This is a genomic window from Methylobacterium sp. Leaf87 (genome assembly GCF_001422775.1).
Taxonomy (GTDB): domain Bacteria; phylum Pseudomonadota; class Alphaproteobacteria; order Rhizobiales; family Beijerinckiaceae; genus Methylobacterium.
In genome coordinates this window covers 118,092-140,074 of record NZ_LMMI01000045.1, presented here as the reverse complement: position 1 = coordinate 140,074, position 21,983 = coordinate 118,092, and the positions used below count along the sequence as shown (strand labels likewise).

At 68.2% G+C, this 21,983-nt stretch carries 20 protein-coding genes and 1 pseudogene; 9 read left to right on the top strand and 12 right to left on the bottom strand.

Annotated features, from left to right (window positions below; genetic code table 11):
- Positions 1-82 precede the first annotated feature (82 nt).
- Positions 83-352: a hypothetical protein gene (locus ASF22_RS17250; RefSeq protein WP_056172301.1), complete on the top strand. Its 270-nt coding sequence runs from the start codon at positions 83-85 to the stop codon at positions 350-352.
- A gap of 796 nt (positions 353-1,148) precedes the next feature.
- Here ASF22_RS17250 and ASF22_RS17245 read toward each other — a convergent pair.
- Entirely contained in the window at positions 1,149-1,382 is a 234-nt protein-coding gene (locus ASF22_RS17245) for a hypothetical protein (RefSeq protein WP_056172298.1), read from the bottom strand.
- Positions 1,383-2,449: 1,067 nt separating this feature from the next.
- Between ASF22_RS17245 and ASF22_RS17240 the strand changes: the two genes are divergently transcribed.
- The 4 genes and pseudogenes from ASF22_RS17240 to ASF22_RS17225 all read left to right on the top strand — a co-directional run bounded on the left by ASF22_RS17240 (position 2,450) and on the right by ASF22_RS17225 (position 6,231).
- A complete protein-coding gene (locus ASF22_RS17240; RefSeq protein WP_056266619.1) occupies positions 2,450-3,055 on the top strand; it encodes an SRPBCC family protein in 606 nt (201 codons plus the stop codon).
- 14 nt (positions 3,056-3,069) lie between these two features.
- Entirely contained in the window at positions 3,070-4,239 is a 1,170-nt protein-coding gene (locus tag ASF22_RS17235; RefSeq protein ID WP_056266616.1) for a zinc-dependent alcohol dehydrogenase, read from the top strand.
- Positions 4,240-4,439: 200 nt separating this feature from the next.
- A pseudogene (locus tag ASF22_RS17230) lies at positions 4,440-5,614 on the top strand (zinc-dependent alcohol dehydrogenase).
- A gap of 17 nt (positions 5,615-5,631) precedes the next feature.
- On the top strand, positions 5,632-6,231 hold the full coding sequence (locus ASF22_RS17225) for a hypothetical protein (protein ID WP_082483794.1): 600 nt from the start codon (positions 5,632-5,634) through the stop codon (positions 6,229-6,231).
- Between the two features lie 399 nt (positions 6,232-6,630).
- On the opposite strand, the gene ASF22_RS17220 is transcribed toward ASF22_RS17225, so the two are convergent.
- The 4 genes from ASF22_RS17220 to ASF22_RS17205 form a co-directional block, all read right to left on the bottom strand.
- Entirely contained in the window at positions 6,631-7,287 is a 657-nt protein-coding gene (locus ASF22_RS17220; RefSeq protein WP_056266614.1) for a TetR/AcrR family transcriptional regulator, read from the bottom strand.
- Positions 7,288-7,475: 188 nt separating this feature from the next.
- The gene (locus ASF22_RS17215) at positions 7,476-7,964 is read right to left on the bottom strand and encodes a DUF892 family protein (RefSeq protein ID WP_056266611.1); all 489 of its coding nucleotides are present in this window, start codon (positions 7,962-7,964) and stop codon (positions 7,476-7,478) included.
- A 161-nt stretch (positions 7,965-8,125) separates the two neighbouring features.
- Positions 8,126-8,797: a DUF2461 domain-containing protein gene (locus ASF22_RS17210; RefSeq protein ID WP_056266610.1), complete on the bottom strand. Its 672-nt coding sequence runs from the start codon at positions 8,795-8,797 to the stop codon at positions 8,126-8,128.
- Complete coding sequence (locus tag ASF22_RS17205) at positions 8,794-10,158, bottom strand: FAD-binding domain-containing protein (protein WP_082483788.1); 1,365 nt, start codon at positions 10,156-10,158, stop codon at positions 8,794-8,796. The genes ASF22_RS17210 and ASF22_RS17205 overlap by 4 nt, the downstream gene beginning before the upstream one ends.
- Positions 10,159-10,516: 358 nt before the next feature.
- Between ASF22_RS17205 and ASF22_RS17200 the strand changes: the two genes are divergently transcribed.
- Positions 10,517-11,179, top strand: a complete 663-nt coding sequence (locus ASF22_RS17200; protein ID WP_056267081.1) for a hypothetical protein — start codon at positions 10,517-10,519, stop codon at positions 11,177-11,179.
- A gap of 56 nt (positions 11,180-11,235) precedes the next feature.
- Here the strand turns inward: ASF22_RS17200 and ASF22_RS25230 are convergent, their stop codons facing one another.
- The gene (locus ASF22_RS25230; RefSeq protein WP_280137425.1) at positions 11,236-11,358 is read right to left on the bottom strand and encodes a hypothetical protein; all 123 of its coding nucleotides are present in this window, start codon (positions 11,356-11,358) and stop codon (positions 11,236-11,238) included.
- Between the two features lie 210 nt (positions 11,359-11,568).
- On the opposite strand from ASF22_RS25230, the gene katG reads away from it, so the two are divergent.
- Positions 11,569-13,890, top strand: a complete 2,322-nt coding sequence (gene katG, locus ASF22_RS17195) for a catalase/peroxidase HPI (protein WP_056266604.1) — start codon at positions 11,569-11,571, stop codon at positions 13,888-13,890.
- 443 nt (positions 13,891-14,333) lie between these two features.
- Here the strand turns inward: katG and ASF22_RS17190 are convergent, their stop codons facing one another.
- The 5 genes from ASF22_RS17190 to ASF22_RS17170 form a co-directional block, all read right to left on the bottom strand.
- A complete protein-coding gene (locus ASF22_RS17190; protein WP_056266601.1) occupies positions 14,334-15,092 on the bottom strand; it encodes a glyoxalase superfamily protein in 759 nt (252 codons plus the stop codon).
- 307 nt (positions 15,093-15,399) lie between these two features.
- On the bottom strand, positions 15,400-16,245 hold the full coding sequence (rlmJ, locus tag ASF22_RS17185) for a 23S rRNA (adenine(2030)-N(6))-methyltransferase RlmJ (RefSeq protein ID WP_056266598.1): 846 nt from the start codon (positions 16,243-16,245) through the stop codon (positions 15,400-15,402).
- A 10-nt stretch (positions 16,246-16,255) separates the two neighbouring features.
- On the bottom strand, positions 16,256-16,900 hold the full coding sequence (locus ASF22_RS17180; RefSeq protein ID WP_056267078.1) for a ribonuclease T2: 645 nt from the start codon (positions 16,898-16,900) through the stop codon (positions 16,256-16,258).
- 20 nt (positions 16,901-16,920) lie between these two features.
- A complete protein-coding gene (locus tag ASF22_RS17175; RefSeq protein WP_056176244.1) occupies positions 16,921-17,388 on the bottom strand; it encodes a hypothetical protein in 468 nt (155 codons plus the stop codon).
- 149 nt (positions 17,389-17,537) lie between these two features.
- Positions 17,538-18,569 carry an extensin family protein gene (locus ASF22_RS17170; protein WP_056266596.1) on the bottom strand — a complete coding sequence of 344 codons (1,032 nt, stop codon included), beginning with the start codon at positions 18,567-18,569 and terminating at the stop codon, positions 17,538-17,540.
- 110 nt (positions 18,570-18,679) lie between these two features.
- On the opposite strand from ASF22_RS17170, the gene ASF22_RS17165 reads away from it, so the two are divergent.
- The gene (locus tag ASF22_RS17165; RefSeq protein WP_056266592.1) at positions 18,680-19,915 is read left to right on the top strand and encodes an amidase; all 1,236 of its coding nucleotides are present in this window, start codon (positions 18,680-18,682) and stop codon (positions 19,913-19,915) included.
- A gap of 123 nt (positions 19,916-20,038) precedes the next feature.
- Complete coding sequence (locus tag ASF22_RS17160) at positions 20,039-20,770, top strand: methyltransferase domain-containing protein (protein ID WP_244472903.1); 732 nt, start codon at positions 20,039-20,041, stop codon at positions 20,768-20,770.
- Here the strand turns inward: ASF22_RS17160 and ASF22_RS17155 are convergent.
- Positions 20,734-21,981 (bottom strand): hypothetical protein, encoded by a 1,248-nt coding sequence (locus ASF22_RS17155; RefSeq protein WP_056266589.1) that lies wholly within the window; start codon positions 21,979-21,981, stop codon positions 20,734-20,736. The two genes, ASF22_RS17160 and ASF22_RS17155, sit on opposite strands and share 37 nt — an antisense overlap.
- Positions 21,982-21,983 lie beyond the last annotated feature (2 nt).

Genomic DNA, 21,983 nt, shown 5'->3' with positions numbered 1-21,983 from the left:
GCGGCGTGAACGAAGTGAGCGGCGTCCCGGAACGGGGTGGAGCGTGACGGTGTTTCATCCTCCGCAATCGTGGAGGATCACCATGCGGATCGTTTCGACCCTGTCGGCCGTCGCCCTCGCCACCCTGGTGAGCGCCGGCGCGGCCGAGGCCAAGGGCTGCATCAAGGGCGCGATCATCGGCGGCCTCGCCGGCCATTACCTCGCCGAGCGCGGCGTCGTCGGTGCCGTGGCGGGCTGTCTCGGCGGGCGCTATCTCGCCAACCGCAAGGCCCGGCGCGAGCGCGAGATCGACTACGGCTCCCGCGTCCAGCAGCGCGGCGGCGGCTACAACCAGCGCAGCTACAGCTACTGAGCGTCACGGCCGGCCATCGCGCCGCCTTGCCGTGCTCGTGCCAGGAATCGCTCGCGGCCGGAGAGACGTGGAATGCTTCGGCCGGGCGGCTTCGCCGGGCCGGGCGCCGCCGTCTCCCGACGGGCCTGGATGGCTGCGCGCGGCGGAAACCTGACGCATCCCGCGCCTCCGGGCGGGGGCATCGCGGCTGGCCGTGAGCGCACGGGCCGTATCGCCGACTGGCCTGAGAGCCGACCGACGAGGCGCCGGGCTTGGCCCTCTCGGGTCGAAACGGCGTCCCTCTCCCAAGGCCCTTCGACTGCACGTGGAACCGCCGGAACGGCTCGCCCGCTGCCTCGTCGACGCGGTCATGCCGCCCGGCCGCCTCGTCCCGGCGCAGACGCGCCGCTTCGTCATAGGGGGCGGCTCGGATCGAAGCCGGATGCGCGCGGAACGTGTCTCCCGGCTATCGGATCGGCCGGTTTCCACGGCACGGTCGGGCGCCCCCGGCCGGCTCGCCGTATGACCTCGTCGGGTGATCTGGCTGTCGAAGGTCGAGACGTTGCACCAGTACAGGGCCGGGTGAGCGTTGAAGATCCGGAGGCCGCTCGTGCGCAGGGCCAGGAGGCACACCGCATCGACCCACTGCGTGATGCGGACGACCACGGGATGCCTGTACATCCTTCGGCGACGCTCGACGTCGCCGATTCCGGACGTAGAGCGGGTCGGTTGCGAGCCAAACGGTCTTCTTCGAAGTCGTGGCCGTCGGGGTGGAGGCCCCTGCGTCGGGACCTCCGAAAGCGTCGCGTATTCGAGATCACATGCCGCGGTTCATCATCCGGTTCTTCATCATGCGGCGCTTCATCATGTTCTTCCGCATCATGCGCTTCTTCATCATCATCCGCTCACTACGGTCCATACGGACCTGGGTGACGCCGCTCTCGGACTGAAGGCCGTTGACGGACATCGGGGCGGCCGTGGCCGAACCGGCGGCGAGGGCGATGCCGCCGAGGGCAGTCAAGGCGGTCAGCGCAAGGGTGAACGTCTTCATGTGTGATCTCCTGTGGAGGTGAACATCTTATCCAACCCACGAGACAACAGCATAATTGTATCGTTGTTCCCGAAAGAACGAAGAATTACTTTCCGATACTCTGATGATCTTGCAAGAGTCATCCCGCGCTCACATCAAGGCTTTTGCCTGGGCGCGATCCTATCCTCTCGCGTCGGTACGGAACGGGTCGGCGCGAAGTTTCAGGTCATCCACCAGGACGCCACGGAGTCGGATCTCGACCCCGGACGAGCGGACGGTGTCGACCCGACGAGATCGGGGCCGCCCGCATCGGGGCTCACCCTTTCAGCAAAGGCGGCCCCTCTCCCGCTCACGGGCGAAGGCCCGCCGATGTGGCGCCGCTGCCCCCCTCACCGATCGACGCACGACCGCTTCCGGCGGATGGCGGAGAGCGGCTTATCCGGCAAAGTCGGGTCGGGGGCTGGCTGGCCGCTCTGCGACTGGGTCGGGTGGATTTCTGCCTGTCTGCTATCGGGGTGCGCCTGCAAAGAACCGGACCTTCGCCGAGCTCGCGACGCACGACAGCATCGCGCCCATCTCGGTCACTTCACGACCCCGCGGAGCGCCATCGCATTCAGGCACTCGTGCAGAAGGCCTCCGAGTACGCTTAAATCATTATCATGCGGTTTTAGTCCGTGACCGAACTGGTCAACGGGAGCGCAGTGGAAGCGCCATGGCCCAAGGAAAGATTGAAAATCTCACACAGGTTATTTTTTGGATACGCAAGTGGCGGTAGGCTTTTCAAGTGTTCAGAAGTTATGCATCGGGTTGCTGCTGGTAGCCCATCGACAGATACAGCTTGAGCACAAAGTTGCGCTGCTCTCGGGGGTTATAGAGTCAGGACCTTAAAAAGGCCGGCTGCACGATCACTGAGGCTCGAAGGTCCCTCGACGTTTCTGAGGTGTGCCATGGCGAATCAAAACGATGGGCTCTCCCGACGGGATCGGGCGGAAAGTCCGGGTCGCATTGACGCAATGGCGTCCACTCGTTCCGGGTCGGGCTACCGGCAGGGCCGACAGGATGCTCCCGATGATCGCTCGAGTCTCGGCATGGTTGGACTGGCCCTCGCCGCCGCTGCCGGCGTGGCCGCCATCGGCATGCTCGGCGCTCAAATGGGCACTGCCGGGAACCGTACAGGGAGGGGGTCGAACCGACGCTCGGTTGTGAAGTACGAACCGGACTTCCAGCGTTCGATCACGATCGAGGATGTCCCCACGGACGAACTCTACCGTCGCTTGCGCGACCCGGACACCTTACGTCGGATCATGGCGCCCTTTGCGGATGTCCAACTAGTGGGCGACGGACAGACACGCTGGAGCGCCGGACACGATCTCGGCTCCTGGAACATGCGGATTGTGGATGACCAGCCGGGCGCGTTCCTGCGCTGGGAGGCTCAAGGCGAGGGGGATGTACTGATCCGGGAAGCGTCCGTGCGCTTCCGCGCCGCTGCAGGCAACCGCGGTACCGTGGTGACCCTGCGCATCAGCCTCGATCCGCCCGGAGGCATGGTCGGCCGGATCGCCACCCGGATGCTGGGCAACACTGTCCCGGCGGCGCTCGCGAGCAAGTCTCTCCACTACTTCAAAGCCCTCGTCCAGACCGGCGAGATCCCCACCACTGAGCGCCAGCCCGCGGCGCGGCCCGACCCTCGCTGAGGAGGACCTTTCTCATGCGCGCACTCGTCTGGAACGGAGTCAACGACCTGCGGGTCGAGACCGTCAAAGATCCCGAGATCATCAACCCGCATGACTGCATCCTGCGGGTCACCATGTCGACCACCTGCGGCTCGGATCTGCACTTCATCGACGGCTACATCCCCACCATGAAGGCCGGGGATGTGATCGGACACGAGTTCATGGGCGTGGTCGAGGAGATCGGGCCCGAGGTGAAGAAGGTCAAGAAGGGTGACCGGGTTGTGGTGCCGTCCTTCATCACCTGCGGCCAATGCTGGTACTGCAAAAACAAACTATCGTCCCTGTGCGACAACACCCATCCCAAGCCCGAGCTGCAGGAGCCTGTCCTTGGGTACCCGACTGCGGGCATCTACGGGTACACACACGCGTTCGGAGGCTATGCCGGAGCGCACGCCCAGTACGTGCGCGTGCCGTTCGCCGACAACGATTGCTTCAAGGCGCCGGAAGGTCTTCCGGACGAGCAGGTGCTGTTTCTCTCGGATGCGGCACCGACCGGCTATATGGGCGCGGATTTCTGCAACATTCAGCGCGGCGACGTGGTGGCCGTGTGGGGCTGTGGCGGCGTCGGCTTGATGGCCCAGAAGAGTGCCTTCCTGATGGGAGCTGAACGGGTCATCGCGATCGACCGCCTGCCCGAGCGGCTGCAGATGGCCCGCGAGCATGTCGGTTCGGAGACGATCAACTACACGGAAGTTGATAGCGTCCTGGAGGTGCTCAAGGAGATGACCGGCGGTCGGGGCCCCGACGCCTGTATCGACGCGGTTGGCATGGAGGCGCACGGGACCGGTCTGCAATATGCCTACGACCGTGCCAAGCAACTCACCTTCATGCATACGGATCGCGGCCAGGCTTTGCGCGAGGCGATCTTAACCTGCCGGAAGGGGGGAACGCTGTCGATCCTGGGCGTCTACGGCGTGATGGACAAGTTTCCGGTCGGCGCGATCATGAACAAGGGCCTGACAGTGCGCACGGCCCAGCAGCATGGGCAGGCTTACATGGACCGACTGCTCGCCCATGCGCAGAAGGGAGAGTTGAACCCATCGTTCCTGGCAACGCACCGCTTCTCCCTCGAAGAGGCTCCGCGCGGCTACGCCATGTTCAAGCACAAGGAAGACGGCTGCGTTCGCTCCGTGTTTGTTCCGTAAATCGAGCCGCGCTCCACAAAGAACAACCACTGTCCGTTTGAATTTACTATTCGTAATGAGCTCATAATCGTCACCTTTTTGTTCTCGACAAGTACATGATTCGTACATACGATGCCAATAGTCTCACAAGCGGATGTATCGACCGGCCGGATTAGGGCGGTTGTTTGTAGACCTCCGCACGCCATCAGCGGGAGAACAGCATGCGAGCCCTGGTCTGGCACGGAAAGGAAGATATTCGGTGCGATACCGTCACTGACCCTGAGATCGAAGACGATCGCGACGTCGTCATCAAAGTGACCAGTTGCGCTATCTGTGGATCGGATCTTCATCTGTTCCACAACTTCGTTCCCGCCATGCTTCCTGGCGACGTCATGGGTCATGAGACCATGGGTGAGGTCGTCGAGACCGGGCGCGGGATCAATGGCAAGCTGAAGAAGGGCGACCGGGTCGTGGTGCCCTTCACCATCGTCTGCGGCGAGTGCGACCAGTGCAAACGCGGATATTTCTCCATCTGTCAAAGAACTAACCGCAAAAAGTACCTCGCGGACAAGGTCTTCGGCCATGCGACTGCTGGCCTGTTCGGGTACTCGCATCTCACTGGTGGCTACCCGGGCGGACAAGCCGAGTACCTGCGCGTGCCGTTCGCCGACACGACCGTCCAGAAGGTGCCCAAGGGTATTCCCGACGAAAAGCTGCTCTTCCTGTCGGACATCTTCCCGACCGGTTGGCAAGCGGCTGTCCAAGCCGATATCCACCCACCGACACCGTGGCGATCTGGGGGTGCGGTCCGGTCGGTCAGATGACGATCCGCTCCGCTATCCTCCTCGGCGCCGAGCAGGTCGTCGCCATCGACCATCTGCCGGAGCGATTGGAGATGGCTGAGGCCGGGGGCGCCATCACCATCAATTTCGACGAGGAGAACGTCGTCGAGCGGCTGAACGAACTGACCGGCGGCGAGGGTCCCGAGAAGTGCATCGACTGCATCGGCATGGAGAGCCACGTCAGCCCCGCCATGCCCGACACCGTCTACGACCGGGCCAAGCAGATCGTCCTGGCCGAGAGCGACCGGCCGCACGTGCTGCGCGAGATGATCTATGTCTGCCGGCCCGGCGGGCTGATCTCGATCCCAGGGGTCTATGGCGGCTTGGTCGACAAGATCCCGATGGGCGCGGCGATGAACAAGGGCCTGACGTTCCGCATGGGGCAGACACATGTCCAGCGCTGGACCGCCGACCTCCTGCGCCGAATCGAGGAAGAGCAGATCGATCCCTCCTTCGTCATCACGCACGAGGCTTCGCTCGAAATGGGGCCCGAGATGTACCGGACGTTCCGCGACAAGCAGGACAGCTGCATCAAGGTCGTTCTCAAACCCTGATATTCCGTGGAGGGATCATGACCAATCTATTGAACATTGCGGGCCTCTCGAACATTGCCCGATCAAAAGGGGACCCGAAGATTGTTCGCTCCGGCCCGAGTTCACGCGGCATACCGGACAGCCTCGCCAAGGGGCTCGGCTGGTTCAGCCTTGGCCTAGGTCTCGCAGAACTCCTGGCACCCAGGCGCATCACCCGTGCGCTCGGCATGGAGGGTAAAGAGGCCTTGGTGCGCGCCTACGGAGCCCGTGAAATTGGGAGCGGTGTCCTGACGCTATCGGTCGACAAGAAGCTCGGGCTCTGGAGCCGGGTCGCCGGCGATGGCATCGACATCGCAACCGTGATGACGGCGCTGCGGCCGGACAACCCGAAGCGTGACAATGCCGTAGTCGCTCTGGCCCTGTTGCTTGGCATTACGGCCGTCGACCTGATCGATGCCCAAGCCACCACGATGCGGCATAGCCGCAAGGTCGGTCGGAAGCGCTCGTACCGCGACCGCAGCGGCTTTCCGCGTGGTGTCCAGGCGTCCCACGGTGCGGCGCGGGACTTCAAGATGCCGCCCGACCTGCGGCATGCACCGCCTCTCGCTGCCGTCTCCCAGCGCACCTCTGCCGCTTGAGGCCGCACGAACTACGACTGCGGCCGCCACCGGTCGCCGTGCGGGCGAGTCTTTACGGAGAAGGCGAAGCTTCCACGTCGGGACGAATGTTCAAGGGCCGCTTGCATCCTTATCCGAATCTTTGTGCCAGGCCACGCATATGTTCGTCCGGTGCCAGTTCGAGGCCTTCACTCAACGGCGCTGAACGACCGCCTCTCACTTGCCCAGGCTTCGAAGCTATCGAGCCACACTCGGGGAGGCTCGGTCGTACAGATGGATCTCTTGTGACGTCCGTTTTCAGGCGTAGGGTTCAGAGCCAAGAACGACACGCTTGGGTCAGGACCCGCTGGTCCGTTCTTCGGCTGGAACGGGTGGAAAGCGGCGCGACCGCTTTCGGTCGCGAAAAGCTCCAAGCGGACATCAACACCGTCCGTTCAGCAGGATCTCGGCGACCTCGGGCACGTCCCGGGTCGCCCGTTCGCACAGTCCGGCAAGGTCCGCACCTGAGAAGGCGTGCATGTAGAGAGGGTGGAGGGCCATCTCGACGAACCGCGCTGCCATCGGGGTTGCGTCCATCACCGCCGCGTCGGAGCCGTCCGTGGCCAAGCACTGCGCGATGCAGCGGACGCATCCGCCAAAGCCGATCCGGAATCCCTCGCGACCGAGTTCGGGAAACGCCTTCGCCTCGGCGATGGTCAGGCGCATCAGGGCGATGCTCTCCTCAGCCAGCGTAAGGTTGGCGAGCTCGATGCCAACCTGGACGAGGCGTTCCTTGGGCGTCCCGTTCGTCGGGACGATGGCCATTCGGGCCTGCAGTTCGTCGACGTAGCGCAGCACCACCGCCGAGAAGAGTGCCTCCTTGGTCGGGAAGCGCCCGTACAACGTCGTCTTCCCGGTGTGGGCGAGTTCCGCGATCTGGTCGACCGTGGTGCGGCCGAACCCCTGTTCCAGGAACAGGGACGAGGCGACAGTGATGATGCGCTCCTCGATTTGTCCGGCCTGGTCGGCGCGCGGGCGTCCACGGCGCGGGCGGTCCGGCGACGACTGGGCGGGGGCACGCTTGCCGGACTGGTCCAAGATCGAAGCCGATTTCGCTGGGGGACGCATGCATCGAAGGTGGTGCGTGTGAACGGCCAAGCCAAGCCGTCCCGCACGGCCGTCCACCTGTGATGGTAAGCGGCGACCGACCTGCGCGAGTGGGCGGAGCGCCGGCCGGTCGCCGTTATCACGAGGCCGAAGGCCCCGTGATCCCTGTCGCCGACGGGCTACGCGGCCTGCTTGCCGACCGCGGACTCGGCGGCCTTTGCGTAGCGCTCCTCCAGCGCCTTGCTCTCCTGGCTGAGGCACTCGAACTCCTCGGCCTGCTTCGAGAGGCCAAGTACCTTCGCGTAGGTCACGTGGCACTGGAACGCGGTGGCCACGTAGGTCAGGCCGGCCCGGGCACCGAAGCCGATGGCGACGTCGCGTGTCTCGTCGTCCTGGGCAGCTTTGACGGACATCTCCGTGCCTTCAGCGATGCCGGCCTGGATACGGTCCTTAAAGTCGTTCGGCTGGGTGTCGAGCTCCTTCAGGAAGTCGATCATCGCCTGCTGCTGGCGGCCGCACAGCGCCGCGCCCTCGCCAGCCAGCTTCTTGAACTGGGGATCCTTGAACTGCCCCTCGGCCTGGGAGGCTGCCGCCTTGCCCTGCTCGGAAGCCGAACGGTAGGCCTGAAGGCCGGCGATGTACCAGGTCTTGATCGTGTCGTGGGACATTCGGATTTCCTATCTGTTGGGGCGTACGATCCGCCACGCCCGAGGGAGATGCGGTCCGCGGGGCGATGCCCGGAGCATTAAAAGGACGATGTCGTCCTATTATGGGAAGTCGTGGTTCGGCCCATGGTTCCTGGCCGGTGCCGCTATTTCGACTGGGGCCTTCAGCCGGCGATGGCGTCGTTGAGGTAGCCCACCAGGGGCTGGGCCGCCTTGAAGGTCTCGACGACGACGTCGAGGGCATCCTCGTCCTGGAGCTGCTTGTTCGTCAGCTTCCGGTTGGCGCAGAACCCCTTCATGCGCAGGTACTCGATGGCCGGGTGGTCGGGCTCGTATCCCTGGGGCGCCCGCTTGAGTTCGCCCGGGCTCGTCAACCCGTCGGGGAACATCGCCTTCATCTCGCGGGACTCGACGACGCCGGTCCACTTCGGGACCGACCCCGCGATCCGCTTGCGGATGTGGTCGAGCGCCTTCGGCTCGGTCGTGAAGATGCCGCCACCCGCGTAGCAGCCGCCCGGCTCGACATGGAGGTAGTACGAGGCCGACCCCTGGTAGTCGCCGACGCTGTTGAGCATCACGAACAGGTCCGTCTTGTAGGGCGGCTTGCCCTTGGCGAAGCGCATGTCCCGGTTGATGCGGGTTACGCACCTTGTCGGTTCGGCGTTCGCTTTCTTCACCTTGGGGTCGAAGCGGGACGCCGCGTCGATCAGTAGGCCGGCCACGTCGACGAGGTTGGACTTCGCGCGCTCGTAGTCGTCCCGATGCTCCTCGAACCATTCCTTGTCGTTGTGGGCCGCGACGCCCTTCAGGAAGTCGAAGGTGTGCTTCTCGATCATCTGGGGGCATTCCTTTCGCCGAAATCGAACGATGGGGTTTCGTGCACCGGACGCGCCCCAAGCACCGATGACTTCGCCCCCCAAGCCGCGCGAGCTGCGCGAGCGGCGGTCAGGTGGTCGACCAGGGGCGGGGGCAGGGGCGATGCGGGATGCAGCCATGGCTCGTGGGCGAACCCGGCCGGAAGGCTGGCCATTTCCGGCAGCCAGGCGCGTACGTAGCTCTCGTCGGGGTCGAGGTCGCGGCCTTGCTTGACCGGGTTCAGGATGCGCGGCCCGCGATCCTGATCGACCCGACCGTCGTTGATCGCGACCTGAAGCCAGGTGATGCCTGGCTCGTAGTCGTCGAACATCTCCGCCAGAACCGTCCCGACCTCGAACGGAGGCAAGCCCAGGAGCTGCACTGCATAGGAGGCGGCAAGCTGGCGGAGGCGGAAATTGATCCAGCCGGTCGCCTTCAGCTCGCGCATGGCCGCATCAGGCATGGGAATGCCGGTGCATCCGTCCCGCCAACCTTCGACCCTGCGCCGCATCTCCGGCGTGATCGGGAGGGGACGCAGATCGTCCTCATAGCGGGAAAAGGTCGTCAGGAAGCCGGGACGGTAGCGGACGCGCCCCTTGAAGGCGCCGAAGGATTTCCCCGCAACTGTACGGGCCTGGCCCGGGTTCGCGCAGTGCCAGGCGCGTTCCGCCGCCTCGGTTTCGACCCTTGCCCTGTCGCTGGACAACGTGCCCGCCGCGAAGTGGGTCGATAGCAGGCTGGTGCTCAGCCGATCTCGGCCCGGCACCCACATGCCGGCCAGGTAATCGCGCTCCGGCAGGACCTTGAGGAATGCCCGCAGCAAGGCAATCGGGTGATCCTCCGGCAACGCCCCCTGCGCGACCTCGACCGCATCGGACAGGAACGGGGCATCGGGCCTGGCCCCTCCCGCACCCTTGCGACGGATCATCTCGCCGTTGACGGTCAGAACCTGGATGCCGGCCGCCGCCAACTCGTCCGTCCATCGCCTGTGATGGGCAAGTTCCACGGCCATGCCATCGGCTGCATTGCGGATGACCACGGAACATCCATGCCGCCGACAGGCCGCCGCGACGGACGTGTCGTCACCAGGGCCGCGCACCTCGAAAGGTATGCCTTTGGCCGAGAAATGCGCCTCAAGTCGCGCCTCGGCTGCCTCCTCAAGGGCGCGCCGATGCGGAGTCCGCCTGGGTCGCCCCCGCGCCTCCGGGGCGATGCGCAGCACCGCCATGCATCCGTAACCGGTCGTGGCCAGCCTGAGGGCAAGATTGTCCTCAAGCCTCAGATCTTCGGCAAGCCATAGAAGGACCCTGCAATCGGTTTGTCGGACGGTCGCTGCACGCATTGTGAAGAAATAGTACGATAGCGTACTATTTCAATATCGGAGTCGCAGGTAGGATGCGGATCGTCCGCTTCTCGTGCCGAGCCGAAGTTGCGGGGCGGTCGACGAACGACCGCTTATGGGAAGCGCCGATAGCGATCTTGGCGGCTGGGTTGGGTCGCGAGCAGCCCTTGGGACAGTCGGCCGGGTTGGGTTCTGATCCTGAATTCGTTCGCGCTTGCACGCCGACGCGAACTGATCCAGGCCTCGTCGATGACGCACAGTATCGACGCAGAACCGGAGACCATGCGTGCAAAACCGGCTTAGGGGCTTTGGCGGAGACACGACCGCGACGGCCTGGGTCGATCTCGACAGCACCCCGATTCCCGGTGGGCGGGAGACCCTGCACCTGCGCCGCTGGGGCGAGGCCTACTCGATCCAGGTCGGCACGGCCGAACTGATGACCGACCAGGATCGCGGATCGGAGCAGGCGCTCGCCACCCTCCCGTGCGGGCGGCTGGCGGAGAGGCCGGCCCCACGCATCCTCATCGGCGGCCTCGGCATGGGTTTCACCCTGCGGGCCGCCCTCGACGTGCTGGGCCCCCGGGCCGAAGTGGTGGTCGCCGAACTCGTGCCCGGCGTCGTCGCCTGGGCGCGGGGCGTCCTCGCGCACCTGCACGGGGCCAGCCTCGACGACCCCCGGGTCAGACTCGTCGAAGCGGACGTGAACCGCCTGATCCAGTCGGGCCCGGCCCGGTACGACGCGATCCTCCTCGACGTCGACAACGGCCCGAAGGGCATGACCCGGCGCTCCAACGACCGGCTCTACGATGTCTGGGGGTTGAGGCGGGCGCATTATGCCCTGCGGCCCGGCGGCCTCCTGGCGGTGTGGTCGGGCAGCCCGGACCGCCGCTTCAAGGCGCGGCTGAAGCGCTGCGGCTTTTCCGTGGAAGAGATCCGCTTCCCCGCCCATCCGGGCGGCCGCCGCCACGTGCTGTGGATCGCCGCGCGGGTGGAGGCGGAGGCCGCTGCGTCCGTTCCCTGAAGCCGGCCAACGAGGTCGGCTCCGGGTATGGCCGCCGAGGATCCCCGGGCGGGCCCTCAGAACACGAAGTCGATGGCGGTGCGGTTCCGGACGCCGACCAGGTCGATGGCGAAGGCCGCCCGGACATCGCCGTCCCGATCGCCCCCGATCAGCGTCGCGCATGAGCACCTCTGGCTCACGCGAACGTGCGGCTTGGTCGGAGGCGTTCGGCGGACGTCCGACACGGATGGGAACCGGAGACGCCTTGATTTTTGTTAAAGACGCCTGATTTCGCTGGCAGTGTCGGGTCGCGCAAGAGTTGCTTTCGCATGGGGGGATCGCACGCCTCACGGCGCCGGCGACGGCCCGATCCGTCCGGTGGCGCCGGCCCTGCGCCGAGGGAAACGTTGATGAACGAGATGACGACGGACAAGACCAACACCGACTCGTACCCGATGGAGGGCAAGTGCCCGTTCGGAGGTGACCGCATCGGCGGGGCGCTCGGCACCCGTCCGGCCCTGGAGAACTGGTATCCGCACCGCCTGAGGGTCGAACTCCTGCATCAGAACGGGCTCGCGGCCGATCCGCTCGGGCCGGATTTCGATTACGCCGCCGCCTTCGAGAGCATCGACCTCGACGCCCTCAAGGGCGACATCAAGCAGTTCCTGACCTCGTCGGTGGCGTGGTGGCCGTCCGATTACGGCAATTACGGCCCGCAGATGGTCCGCATGGCCTGGCACTCGGCCGGCACCTACCGCATCGCGGACGGGCGCGGCGGTGCCGGCACCGGGATGCAGCGGTTCGCGCCGATCTCGAGCTGGTGGGACAACGGCAACACCGACAAGTCGCGTCGCCTGCTGCAGCCGATCAAGCACAAGTACGGCAACGCGCTGTCCTGGGCCGACCTGATGGTGCTCACCGGCAATTGCGCCCTGGAGATCATGGGTCTGCCGACCTACGGGTTCGCCGGCGGGCGCCTCGACGCCTGGGAGGCGGACAACGCCACCTACTGGGGGCCGGAGGTCGTCGAGATGGGTACGGTCTCGAGCTTCGACGAGATGGTCAACCGCGACCAGCGCTGGCGGGGCCGGAACGGCGACGCCGATTACGACCTGGAGAACCCCCTCGCCGCCTCCCACCAGGCGCTGATCTACGTGAACCCGGAAGGGCCCTACGCGAACGGCGACCCGCAGGGCTCGGCCAACGACATCCGGACGACGTTCACCCGCATGGCCATGAACGACGAGGAGACCGTGGCGCTCATCGCCGGCGGCCATGCCTTCGGCAAGAGCCACGGCATGACCCCCGCCAAGGAGATCGGGCCGCCGCCGGAGATGGCGCCCATGGAGGCGATGGGGCTGGGCTGGAACAACCCGAAGGGCACCGGCTCGGGCAAGGACACCATGACCAACGGCATCGAGGGCAGCTGGACCCCCGATCCGACCCGGTGGGACAACGCCTACCTGGAGAACCTCTTCAAGTTCGACTGGGAGCAGACCAAGAGCCCGGCCGGCGCCCTGCAATGGACCCCGAAGGATCCGAACGCGCCGAAGACCCCCGACGCCCATGTCGCCGGACAGATGCATCCCCTGATGATGATGACCTCCGACATCGCCCTGAAGGTCGACCCGGCGTACCGCAAGGTCTGCGAGAAGTTCCTGGGCGACTTCGACGCCTTCACCCAGGCCTTCTCCAAGGCGTGGTACAAGCTCACCCACCGCGACATGGGGCCCAGGCACCGCTACCTCGGCCCGGAGGCGACCCTCGAGGACGGCCTGCTGTGGCAGGACCCGATTCCGGAGGCCGCCTACAGCCCCATCGGCGAGCCCGAGATCGCCGCCCTGAAGCAGGCGATCCTGACCACGAACCTCTCGGTCTCGGACCTCGCCTTCACGGCCTTCTCGGCGGCCTCGACCTACCGCGACAGCGACAAGCGCGGGGGCGCCAACGGTGGCCGCCTCGCCCTGAGCCCCCAGAAGGATTGGGCGGTGAACCGCCGGGCCGCGCCGGTGGTCGAGGCGCTCCGCGGCGTCATGACCACGTTCAACGGCGGCCGCAGCGACGGCAAGCAGGTTTCGCTCGCCGACCTCATCGTGCTCGCCGGCTGCGTCGCCGTGGAGAAGGCGGCCGGGGAGGCCGGGGTCGCGACGCGGGTGCCGTTCACGCCCGGCCGGGTCGACACCACGCAGGCGCTGACCGACATCGAGATGTTCACGTGGCTGAAGCCCGTCGTGGACGGCTTCCGCAACTACGTCGACGACGGGTTCGACGCGATGGCGCAGCGTTTGGCGCCGGAGGAGATGTTCCTCGACAAGGCCAACCTGCTGACGCTGACCGCGCCGGAATGGGTGGTGCTGACGGGCGGCCTGCGTGCCCTCAACGCCAATCACGACGGGTCGAACCGGGGCATCTTCACGGACCGGGTCGGCGTGCTGACGACGGACTTCTTCCGGACCCTGACCGACACGAACCTGGTCTGGGAGAAGACGGACGCGGCCGGGACGGCCTTCACGCTCAAGGACCGCGAAACCCGCCAGGCGAAGTTCGAGGCGACGCGCAACGATCTCGTGTTCGGATCGAACGCGCAGCTGCGCAACATCGCCGATGCCTATGCGGGCAGCGACGGCCAGAGCCGGTTCGTGGCGGATTTCGTGGCGGTCTGGGACAAGGTGATGATGCTCGACCGGTACGACGTGAAGGGCCACCGGCGTTACGGGCCCATGGCTGCCTGAGGGAGGGCCGCCTGAGTGAAGGCCGCCTGACCGACGAACGGCCGGTAGACAGCCCGTCCCACCGTCCGGTGGGACGGGGGCACCGCGAGGGCGGCTCGGCGCAGGAGCGCCGTCCCCTCCGTCGGTGCGATCCGTCGGGGTCCCGCGCTCAGGCGAGGAGGAGGGCGTCCCCACCGGCGGGTCCGACGGCTGGATGCCCGGGGAAACGCCCGCTTCTCCGCACGGCCGTCCGAACGCAGCTCGGCCATACCCCACGCCACCCAGGCGAAGAGCGGACCGGCGGATGTCGACCCAACCCGGCCATAGGGAGCGCAACAGGCGTTCCTCCAAAGCGGCCGCCCGTGCGCCATCCGGCAACTTCGGTTCGGGGTGGAAAGCTGACCTCGGCCGATCCGGTTCGCAGGACTCGACGTCCGCCATGCGAACCGGTTGCGGGTCGCGGGTCAGGCAGCCGATAAGTCGATCACCTCCGAGAAGGTCAGGTTCGTCGGCGTGATCCACCCGTGCGGGCGCGCCGATGGTGGAACGGGAGGTGTCGTCAGCGTCGCTGCGGCGGCCTCCTCCACACGGAAGTCTGCTGCCCAGAGGGCCCCCCGGCCTTTGATGAAGAAGCCGAAGTGCAGCGAGATCGCGTCGGGGGACACATCCATTACAACTTGGCGCTCAGTCCATGGCGCGCTACCGAACAGCCAGCCACCGGAAGCCTCTTTTAGGTTGTCGAACGCGAACGTGTGGCCCGGCATCGCGTCCACCCGGGCCCACAGCGTCGCCCCGTGGGTCACATCCTGACAGCGCAGCTTCGCGCCGATGGCCACCCGCCGACCGTGAAACGGCACTGCCGACACGGTTTGCACGTAGCAGCCGAACGCGCGGGCGGGATCAGGGTAGCGCCGCGGCCCGAGCACGGGATCGTGTCGAATGAGCGCGGCGGCACCGCCGGGCGCTGTCGTGTCGTCGTCTGACCCGTGATCGTAGGCGTCACGATGCTCGGCGAGCAGCGCCCAGCCCTTCAGCAAGGCGATGCGGCGGCGTGCGGCGGCATCGGAGCGCTTGGCCTGGGCGGCGAGGACGTTCCAGTCCTTGAGGCCGAACTGACAGGCCACGATGTCGAGGCACTCGCCGTGGGTGATGGTGAGGTTCTTGGCGCGCAGGGCGCTTTCCATGGCGCGGGCCATGGATTTGGCTTCGTCGACGGTGGGCATGGTGATCCTCGGACCGGATCGACCGCGATGTCGGTGCTCGCCTTGCCGACCGGCCGACCCTTGGTGCGGGATCGTGGTCGCGTGCGTTGATGCGTTCACCGTACCCCGAGAGGTGCGAGCGGCAGGCTGCATCATCCCACTCTGAGAGAAGCATCAGCGGGGCTGCCCCGTCAACCGCCCGCGTCCGCGAATGGTCGTGATCGGGAGCGGACCATGTCTGCTTCCATGTAATGCAGCCCTAAAGCGGACCAGCGGAAATCCACCCGACTCAGCCGTTCCATACGGTGAAGATGGTCGGGTTTCGACCCTACGCGACCGCCCCGAATGCCTCGCAGCGAAAGGCCCCGTAATCGCGGCGGGCGAGGCGCTCGGCGAGCGCCGGCAGGAACAGCATCGCCTCTTCGGCGAGGGTCCAGGGCGGGTTGATCACGATGAGGCCGTTGCCGTTGAGCCGCGTCGGGTCGGGTTCGCTGACGAGCAGGTCGAGGCGCAGGGCCGGGCGGTTCAGGGCGCCGTGGAGGTCGGCCACCATGGCGTCCACCAGGGCCACGTCCTTGATCGGGTACCAGCCGAGGTAGGTGCCCGTCGGCCACTTCGCCACGGCCCTGGCCAGGGCCGCCCCGAGGCGGTCGATCTCGCCGAGTTCCTCGTAGGGCGGGTCGATGAGCACGACGCCGCGCCGCTCGGGCGGCGGGATCAGAGAGCCCAAAGCCGTCCAGCCGTCGAGATGCATCACCTTGTTGCGCGAATCCTGGTTGTAGCGGTCACGCAGGATTTCGGCGTCGGCGGGGTGCAGCTCGACGAACACGCCCTTGTCGGTGGAGCGCAGGAACTCGCGGATGAGGGCGGGCGAGCCCGGATAGGTGGTGGCGCCGTGGCGGGCCTGAACCGCCGCCACCGCCGCCCGGTAGGGGCCGAGCAGGCTCTCGACGGCCTCCGGGAACGGTGTGTCGAGGCGGCCCCAGCCCTCGGCCGCCTCGCCCGTGCGCCCGGCCTCGTCGCCCGTCAGGTCGTAGAAGCCGAGGCCCGCATGGGTGTCGATGGCCCGGAACGGCGTCGCCTTGGCCTGGAGATGCGTCAGCACCCGCGTCAGGACGAGGTGCTTGAGGACGTCGGCGAAGTTCCCGGCGTGGAAGGCGTGGCGGTAGTTCACGGGAGCACCTTCAGCGCGCTGCGTCGATGGCGACCTCGCCGGCCCGGCAATTCTGGCGCGCCACCTCGGGGCAGGGGGTGAAGCCGCGCAGATCCTTGGAGAAGCAGATCCGCACCTCCTGCAGCCGGCCGCGCACGCAAGCCACCGACATCATGTCGGGGCGCAGACCCCGGTTAGCCATCACGAACTGCCGGGCGATCTCGATGGGCGCGGCGCGGGTGTCGGCGCCGGGCTTCTGGAACGCGTCGGGGATCGTCACCGCCTCGCGGGCCGTGCGGGCCGCGCGAAAATAGGCCGCCGGATCGAGGCCCGAGCAGGTGCCGTGGCGGCGCCACTCGTGGCGGGCGAGGCCCTCGCTCGGATAGACCTCGCCGGCCGCCTCCATGGCCTGCCGGGTCGGGGACCGCTCGACGCTGGAGCAGTTCGAGGGGTAGCCCCGGGTGTATTGCGGCCACAGGCCGTGGACGACGAAGCCGAGGCCCCGGCCCGGACGGCACTGCCCGTCGGCCTCGCGCCGCGCGCCGTCCCCGTCGCAATAGGTCGGCGACCACGACAGGGCGAGGACGTAGAAGTCGAACGCCCCCGGCGTGCCGCGCTGGTCGTAGCCCTGGGCCTGGGCCGCCGTGGCGCTGCCCGCGAGCAGGGCCAGGGCCAGAACGGCCTTGCGAAAGAAGGTCACGGGCGGGCTTCGCGGCAGGCCGTGGCGTAGGCGTAGGCGAGATTGCGGTCGAGGCCGTGGACGCAGAACTCGATGCCCCAGTCGGCGCCGATGATCCCGAGCCCGTCGCGCACGGAATAGTCGACCTTGCGCCGGACACCGTCCGAGGTGGTGGCCACCGCGCTGCAGTAGCGCCGGGGCACGAAGTCGAGGCCCCAGGGGCGCCAGGCCGTGCGCTCGATGCGCTCGTAGCTCACGATGGTGAGCGACGAGTTCCAGAACTTCGCCTCCTTCTCGGCGAAGTTCGTCGAGAGCCGCTCCAGCACCTCGGAGGCCTGGCAGCCGGGAATGTTGGCGTCGTAGTTGAACTCGCGCTCCTCGGCGGGGGTGATCTCCTCGCGGCCCGAGCGGGCCAACGCCGGCTGCAGGGTCGCGGCCAGGACGAGGCCGAGGGCGAAGGTCGTGAAGGATCGATTCGGGCGCATGCCGGCAATCTTTTGCTGGAGTCCGTACGGTTGCGCGGAACGATGGCCGCTGCCCCGTCGGAGTCAAGCTTGCCCGCCGCGCCGGCCGTCGGTTTCACGCCCCCTGGGGTACGGGGGGCACAGTCGCGGACCCGCCGGGTCGTCGGGGTTCAGTAGATCGGGCCGGACAGGCCGGGGGCCTGCAGCGCCAGGGGCTCGCGCGCGAATCCCGGGGCCGGCTCGTCCAGGGGGCGCGTGGTGGCGAGGCGGGGCCGGGGGGCCGGCGCGGCGACGTAGGCGGACGGCGCGGACCGGGCGTGTGACGGGGCCTCCACCGGCGCACGGGCCAGATGTGACGGCGCGGGGCGCGGCGCATTCCGGTTCTGCGGCGTGGCCTGGGACAGGGGGGTGACGCCGTAGGGATCGTCCTCTTCCACGTCCACCGGAGCCTGGGGCGGCGCCGGCAGGCGCTCGACGGGACGCGGCCGCGCGACCGGCCGGGCCGTGGATTCGCCGCCGAGCTGGGGGGTGAACTTGATCAGCGGCTGGCAGATCCGGCGCAGGCCGCGTGGGTCGTGGCGCGCGAGATCGACGTGGATGTGGTCGTAGTGAAACACGTTGGAGCCGGGCGCCAGAACCGTCGAGAACCGCGCGCAGGCGCCCAAAAACACTTCGCGCAGAAAGCCTTGCTCGGCTTCCGTGCCGCGCCAGCCACCCTTGACGGTGATGACGTAGCCGTCGGCGAGCTTGAACGACATGATGTCGAGGGCATTGCCGAAGGAGTGTTCGGATAGCTTGGCGCCGACCTGGTTGTTGCGGCCGCGGCAGGCATAGGTGCCGGCGTTGATCTCGGCCACGGGCTGGCCGAAATACAGGGCGGCCGCCGGCTGGATCGTGTCGGCGAGCCAGGCTTCGGCCTCCGCCAGCGCCGGGCAGGCCAGGGTCATGCGCTGCTTGAGGGCGACGCTGCCCCCGCCCATCCGGGTGACCCGGTAGGGCTGCAGCATGCCGCAGACGCCCGGCCCCTCGATGGCCTTCACCTGGGTGATGAACTCGCCGGTCTCGACCAAGCGCTTGGCGTTGCAGGCCTGTTCGGTCTGGTCGCGCCAGGGCTCGCGCTGCTCAAACTTGTTGAGCGCACAGCCAGTGAGCCCCGCGCCGAACAGCGCAAGGGCGGAGAACGCGAGAACGCTACGCCACATGATGAGGACGATGCGCGACTTTGCGTAAACGCTCCGTCAACGCTGCGGATCGGAAGATCGGGATGTGGATACGTGTTGACAGATCGCGCGGCGGATCGGACTCCAGGGGCATGCAGTCCCTCGTCGATCTTCGCACCCGGCTCGGTGCCGGCACCCTCGATCCGCACGGCGCCATCGCCCGCGCGCGTGAAGCCATCGCGGCGCGCGAGCCGGGCCTCGGCGCCCTCGCGCACATCGCCGCCGATCCGGCGATCGTTCGGGATGGCCCCCTCGCGGGCATCGCGGTCGGCCTGAAGGACATCATCGACACCGCCGACATGCCGACGGAAATGGGCTCGGCCATCTATGCCGGCTGGCGGCCCAAGGCCGACGCCGCCATCGTCTCCCGCCTGCGGGCCCTCGGCGCCGTGCCGCTCGCCAAGACCGTGACCTGCCCCTTCGCCAGCCGCGACCCGTCCGTCACGGTGAACCCGCACGCGTCCGGCCACACCCCGGGCGGCTCCTCGTCGGGGTCGGCGGCGGCGGTGGCCGCCGGCCTCGTGCCACTGGCACTGGGCACCCAGACGGCGGGCTCGGTGATCCGCCCCGCCGCCTTCTGCGGGGTCGCGGCCATCAAGCCGTCGTTCCGCCTGCTGCCCACGGTGGGCGTGAAGACCTTCTCGTGGGCCCTCGACACCCTCGGGCTGTTCGGCGCCGGCATCCGCGATGTCGCCCACGCCCTCGCGCTCCTGGCCGATCGCCCTGGCATCGATCTGGCGGAGGGCGGCCTCGCGGCACTCCGCATCGGCCTCGTGCGCCAGGATTTCGCCGGGCCCGCCGACCCGGACGCCGTGGCGGCCCTGGATCGTGCGGCCCGCGCGGCGGAGGCCGCCGGGGCTACCGTCACCGATCTCGTCCTGCCAGGAGCCCTCGCCGAAGCCTGGGCGGTCCAGGCGATCATCCAGGCCTTCGAGGCACGCCAGGCCCTCGCCTGGGAATACGCCCATCACCGCGACGCCCTCGGGCCCGGGCTGCGGGCCGAACTCGACGGCGCCCAGGCCCTCACGGCCGACGCTTACGACGGGGCCCGCCGCACGGCACACCGCGCCCGGCGCGTCCTCAAGGACGTGTTCTCGGAGTTCGACGCGCTGCTGACGTTCTCGGCCCCGGGTCGCGCTCCGGCTGGCCTCGCCAGCACCGGCGACCCGCGCTTCAACCGCCTCTGGACCCTCATGGGCGTGCCCTGCGTCAACCTGCCGGTCCCGGGCGACGGGCTGCCCCTGGGCGTGCAGATCATCGCCCGCTTCGGTGACGATGGACGGGCGCTCGCCGTGGCGCGGATGATCGAGGGTGCGCTGGACGAGTGAGGCCCGGGAAGGCGGCCCGCTGTCGGCGCGTCGCTTGAGCCGGAACCGCCCGACGGCTATCGCCACGACTCACCCGATCCTGGAGTTCAGCCCTCGGCCCCGATGCGTTCCTGGAAGCAGGCTGTGGCCCGGGCCTTCGACGGGGCCGAGGGCTATGATGCCGCCGCCGGCATTCAGGCGCGGGTGGCCGAGGGCTTGGCCGCGCGCATCGCGGCCCTGCCCCTGGCGCCCGCGCCGCGGGTGCTGGAGGTCGGCTGCGGCACGGGTCTCCTCACGGCGGCCCTGCACCGCCGGATCGTGCCGGGCCCGTACCTCGCCACCGACATCGCGCCCGCCATGGCCCTGCGCTGCCGCGCCCGGCTCGGGCCGGGGCCCGGCTTCGTGGTCATGGACGGGGAACGGCCCTGCCTCACGCCCGGCTTCGACCTCGTCTGCTCGAGTCTGGCGGCGCAGTGGTTCGAGGACCTGTCCGGCTCCCTGGCGCGGCTCGCCGGACTGCTCGCGCCCGGAGGGCACCTCGCCGTGGCGACCCTGGCCTCGGGCACCTTCGCCGAGTGGCGCCGGGCGCACGCCGACCTCGACTTCGAGGCCGCGACGCCGGCCTATCCCACCGTGGCGGCCCTCGCCGCCCTGCGTATCCCGGGCTGCACCGTGGCGGTCTCGGACGAGCCCGTGGTCGAGGCCCATGCGGACGGGCGCGCCTTCCTCGCGGCCCTGCGCGCCATCGGCGCCGGCACGCCGGAGGGACGGCCGCCGCTGACGCCCGGGGGGTTGCGGCGGGTGCTGCGCCGGTTCGATGCCGGCGGAGCCCGGGTGACCTACGCCGTCGCGACTCTGACGATCCGGCGCATCTGATCCATCATCCGATCCACCATCCCTTGCATCATCCCTTGCCGACGCCCGAGGACGGCTTCCAGGGCCGCGCGGGTCGGTGCCCGCAGGGGCGCCTCGTCGAGATGGTGGTCGCGCCCCCCTGCGCCGGCGATGAAGCGCGGCGCCACCGTCCCGTCGGGACCGAGCAGGGCATCGAACAGCGCGACGAAGCCGAAGCCCTCGCGCGCGCACAGGGCGGACAGGCGGTCGTTGAAGGCACGGTGCAGGCGGGTGCGCTCGGCGAGGGACGGGACCTCCAGGGCCGCCACGGCCGCAGCCGTGGCGGTGCGGTCGCCCGCCACGCCTTCCAGGGCGAGGACGTGGGCGTTGCAGTATCCGTCCGCCCAGGATTCGTCCGACAGGGCCGGCGGGAACACCGACAGGACATGGACCGGGCCGAGGCCCGAGAACCAGCGGACGAGGAAGGCGCCGTAAGCCGCCGCCGTGCGGTCGCAGAAGGTTTCGTACCCCGTCTCGTCGAAAGCATGCTCCCCGTTCGCGATGCGCCGGAAGGCCGCGACGAACTCGATGTCGACCTGCCCGAACTGGAACAGGATCGGCAGGCCGCGGGCGGCCGGCACGCGGGCGAGGGCATCGGCCAGGCGTGCGAGGCGCGCGCCGTAGCCCGAGCGCGAGGCCGGGTTGTCCAGTCCCGCCGCCGAGCCCGCCGTGCACAGGACGTGGATCGGCAGGATCGGCCCGGACCGTTGCAGCCCCACCCGCCGGTAGAGCCGCGAGTGACTGTCGCCGACGAGAAGGTACGGCCGGCCGACGCGGGCGAGGGCCGGCAGGATTTCGGCCCAGAAATCCGGGTCCGCGACGACGTCGGGCCGTTGGGCGAGGTGGGCGTTCACGAGGCTCGCCGCGAGGCGGGCCCGCCCGCGCCGATGCCACAGGCGGCTGCGCGTCAGGGTGTCGAACCCGGTCGGATCGAGGCGCAGCGGGTAGGTGACCTGCTCGTCGCCGCAGAAGCTCAGGAGGTGGAGTACGGCCGTGCGCGCATCCGGCACCGCCGCACCGAGGGCCGGCGATTGCGCGCGATACGCGTCGGGCGAGAACCCCGCCCCGGTCACCAGGGCGCAGAGGGCCTCGACCTGCCTCGGGTCGAGGTCGGGCGGCAGGAAGCGCAGGGCGGACGGGGTCAAGGCCGCCAGGGCGGCGGCCCGGCCCCCGAACCACCGCCTCACGGGCATGG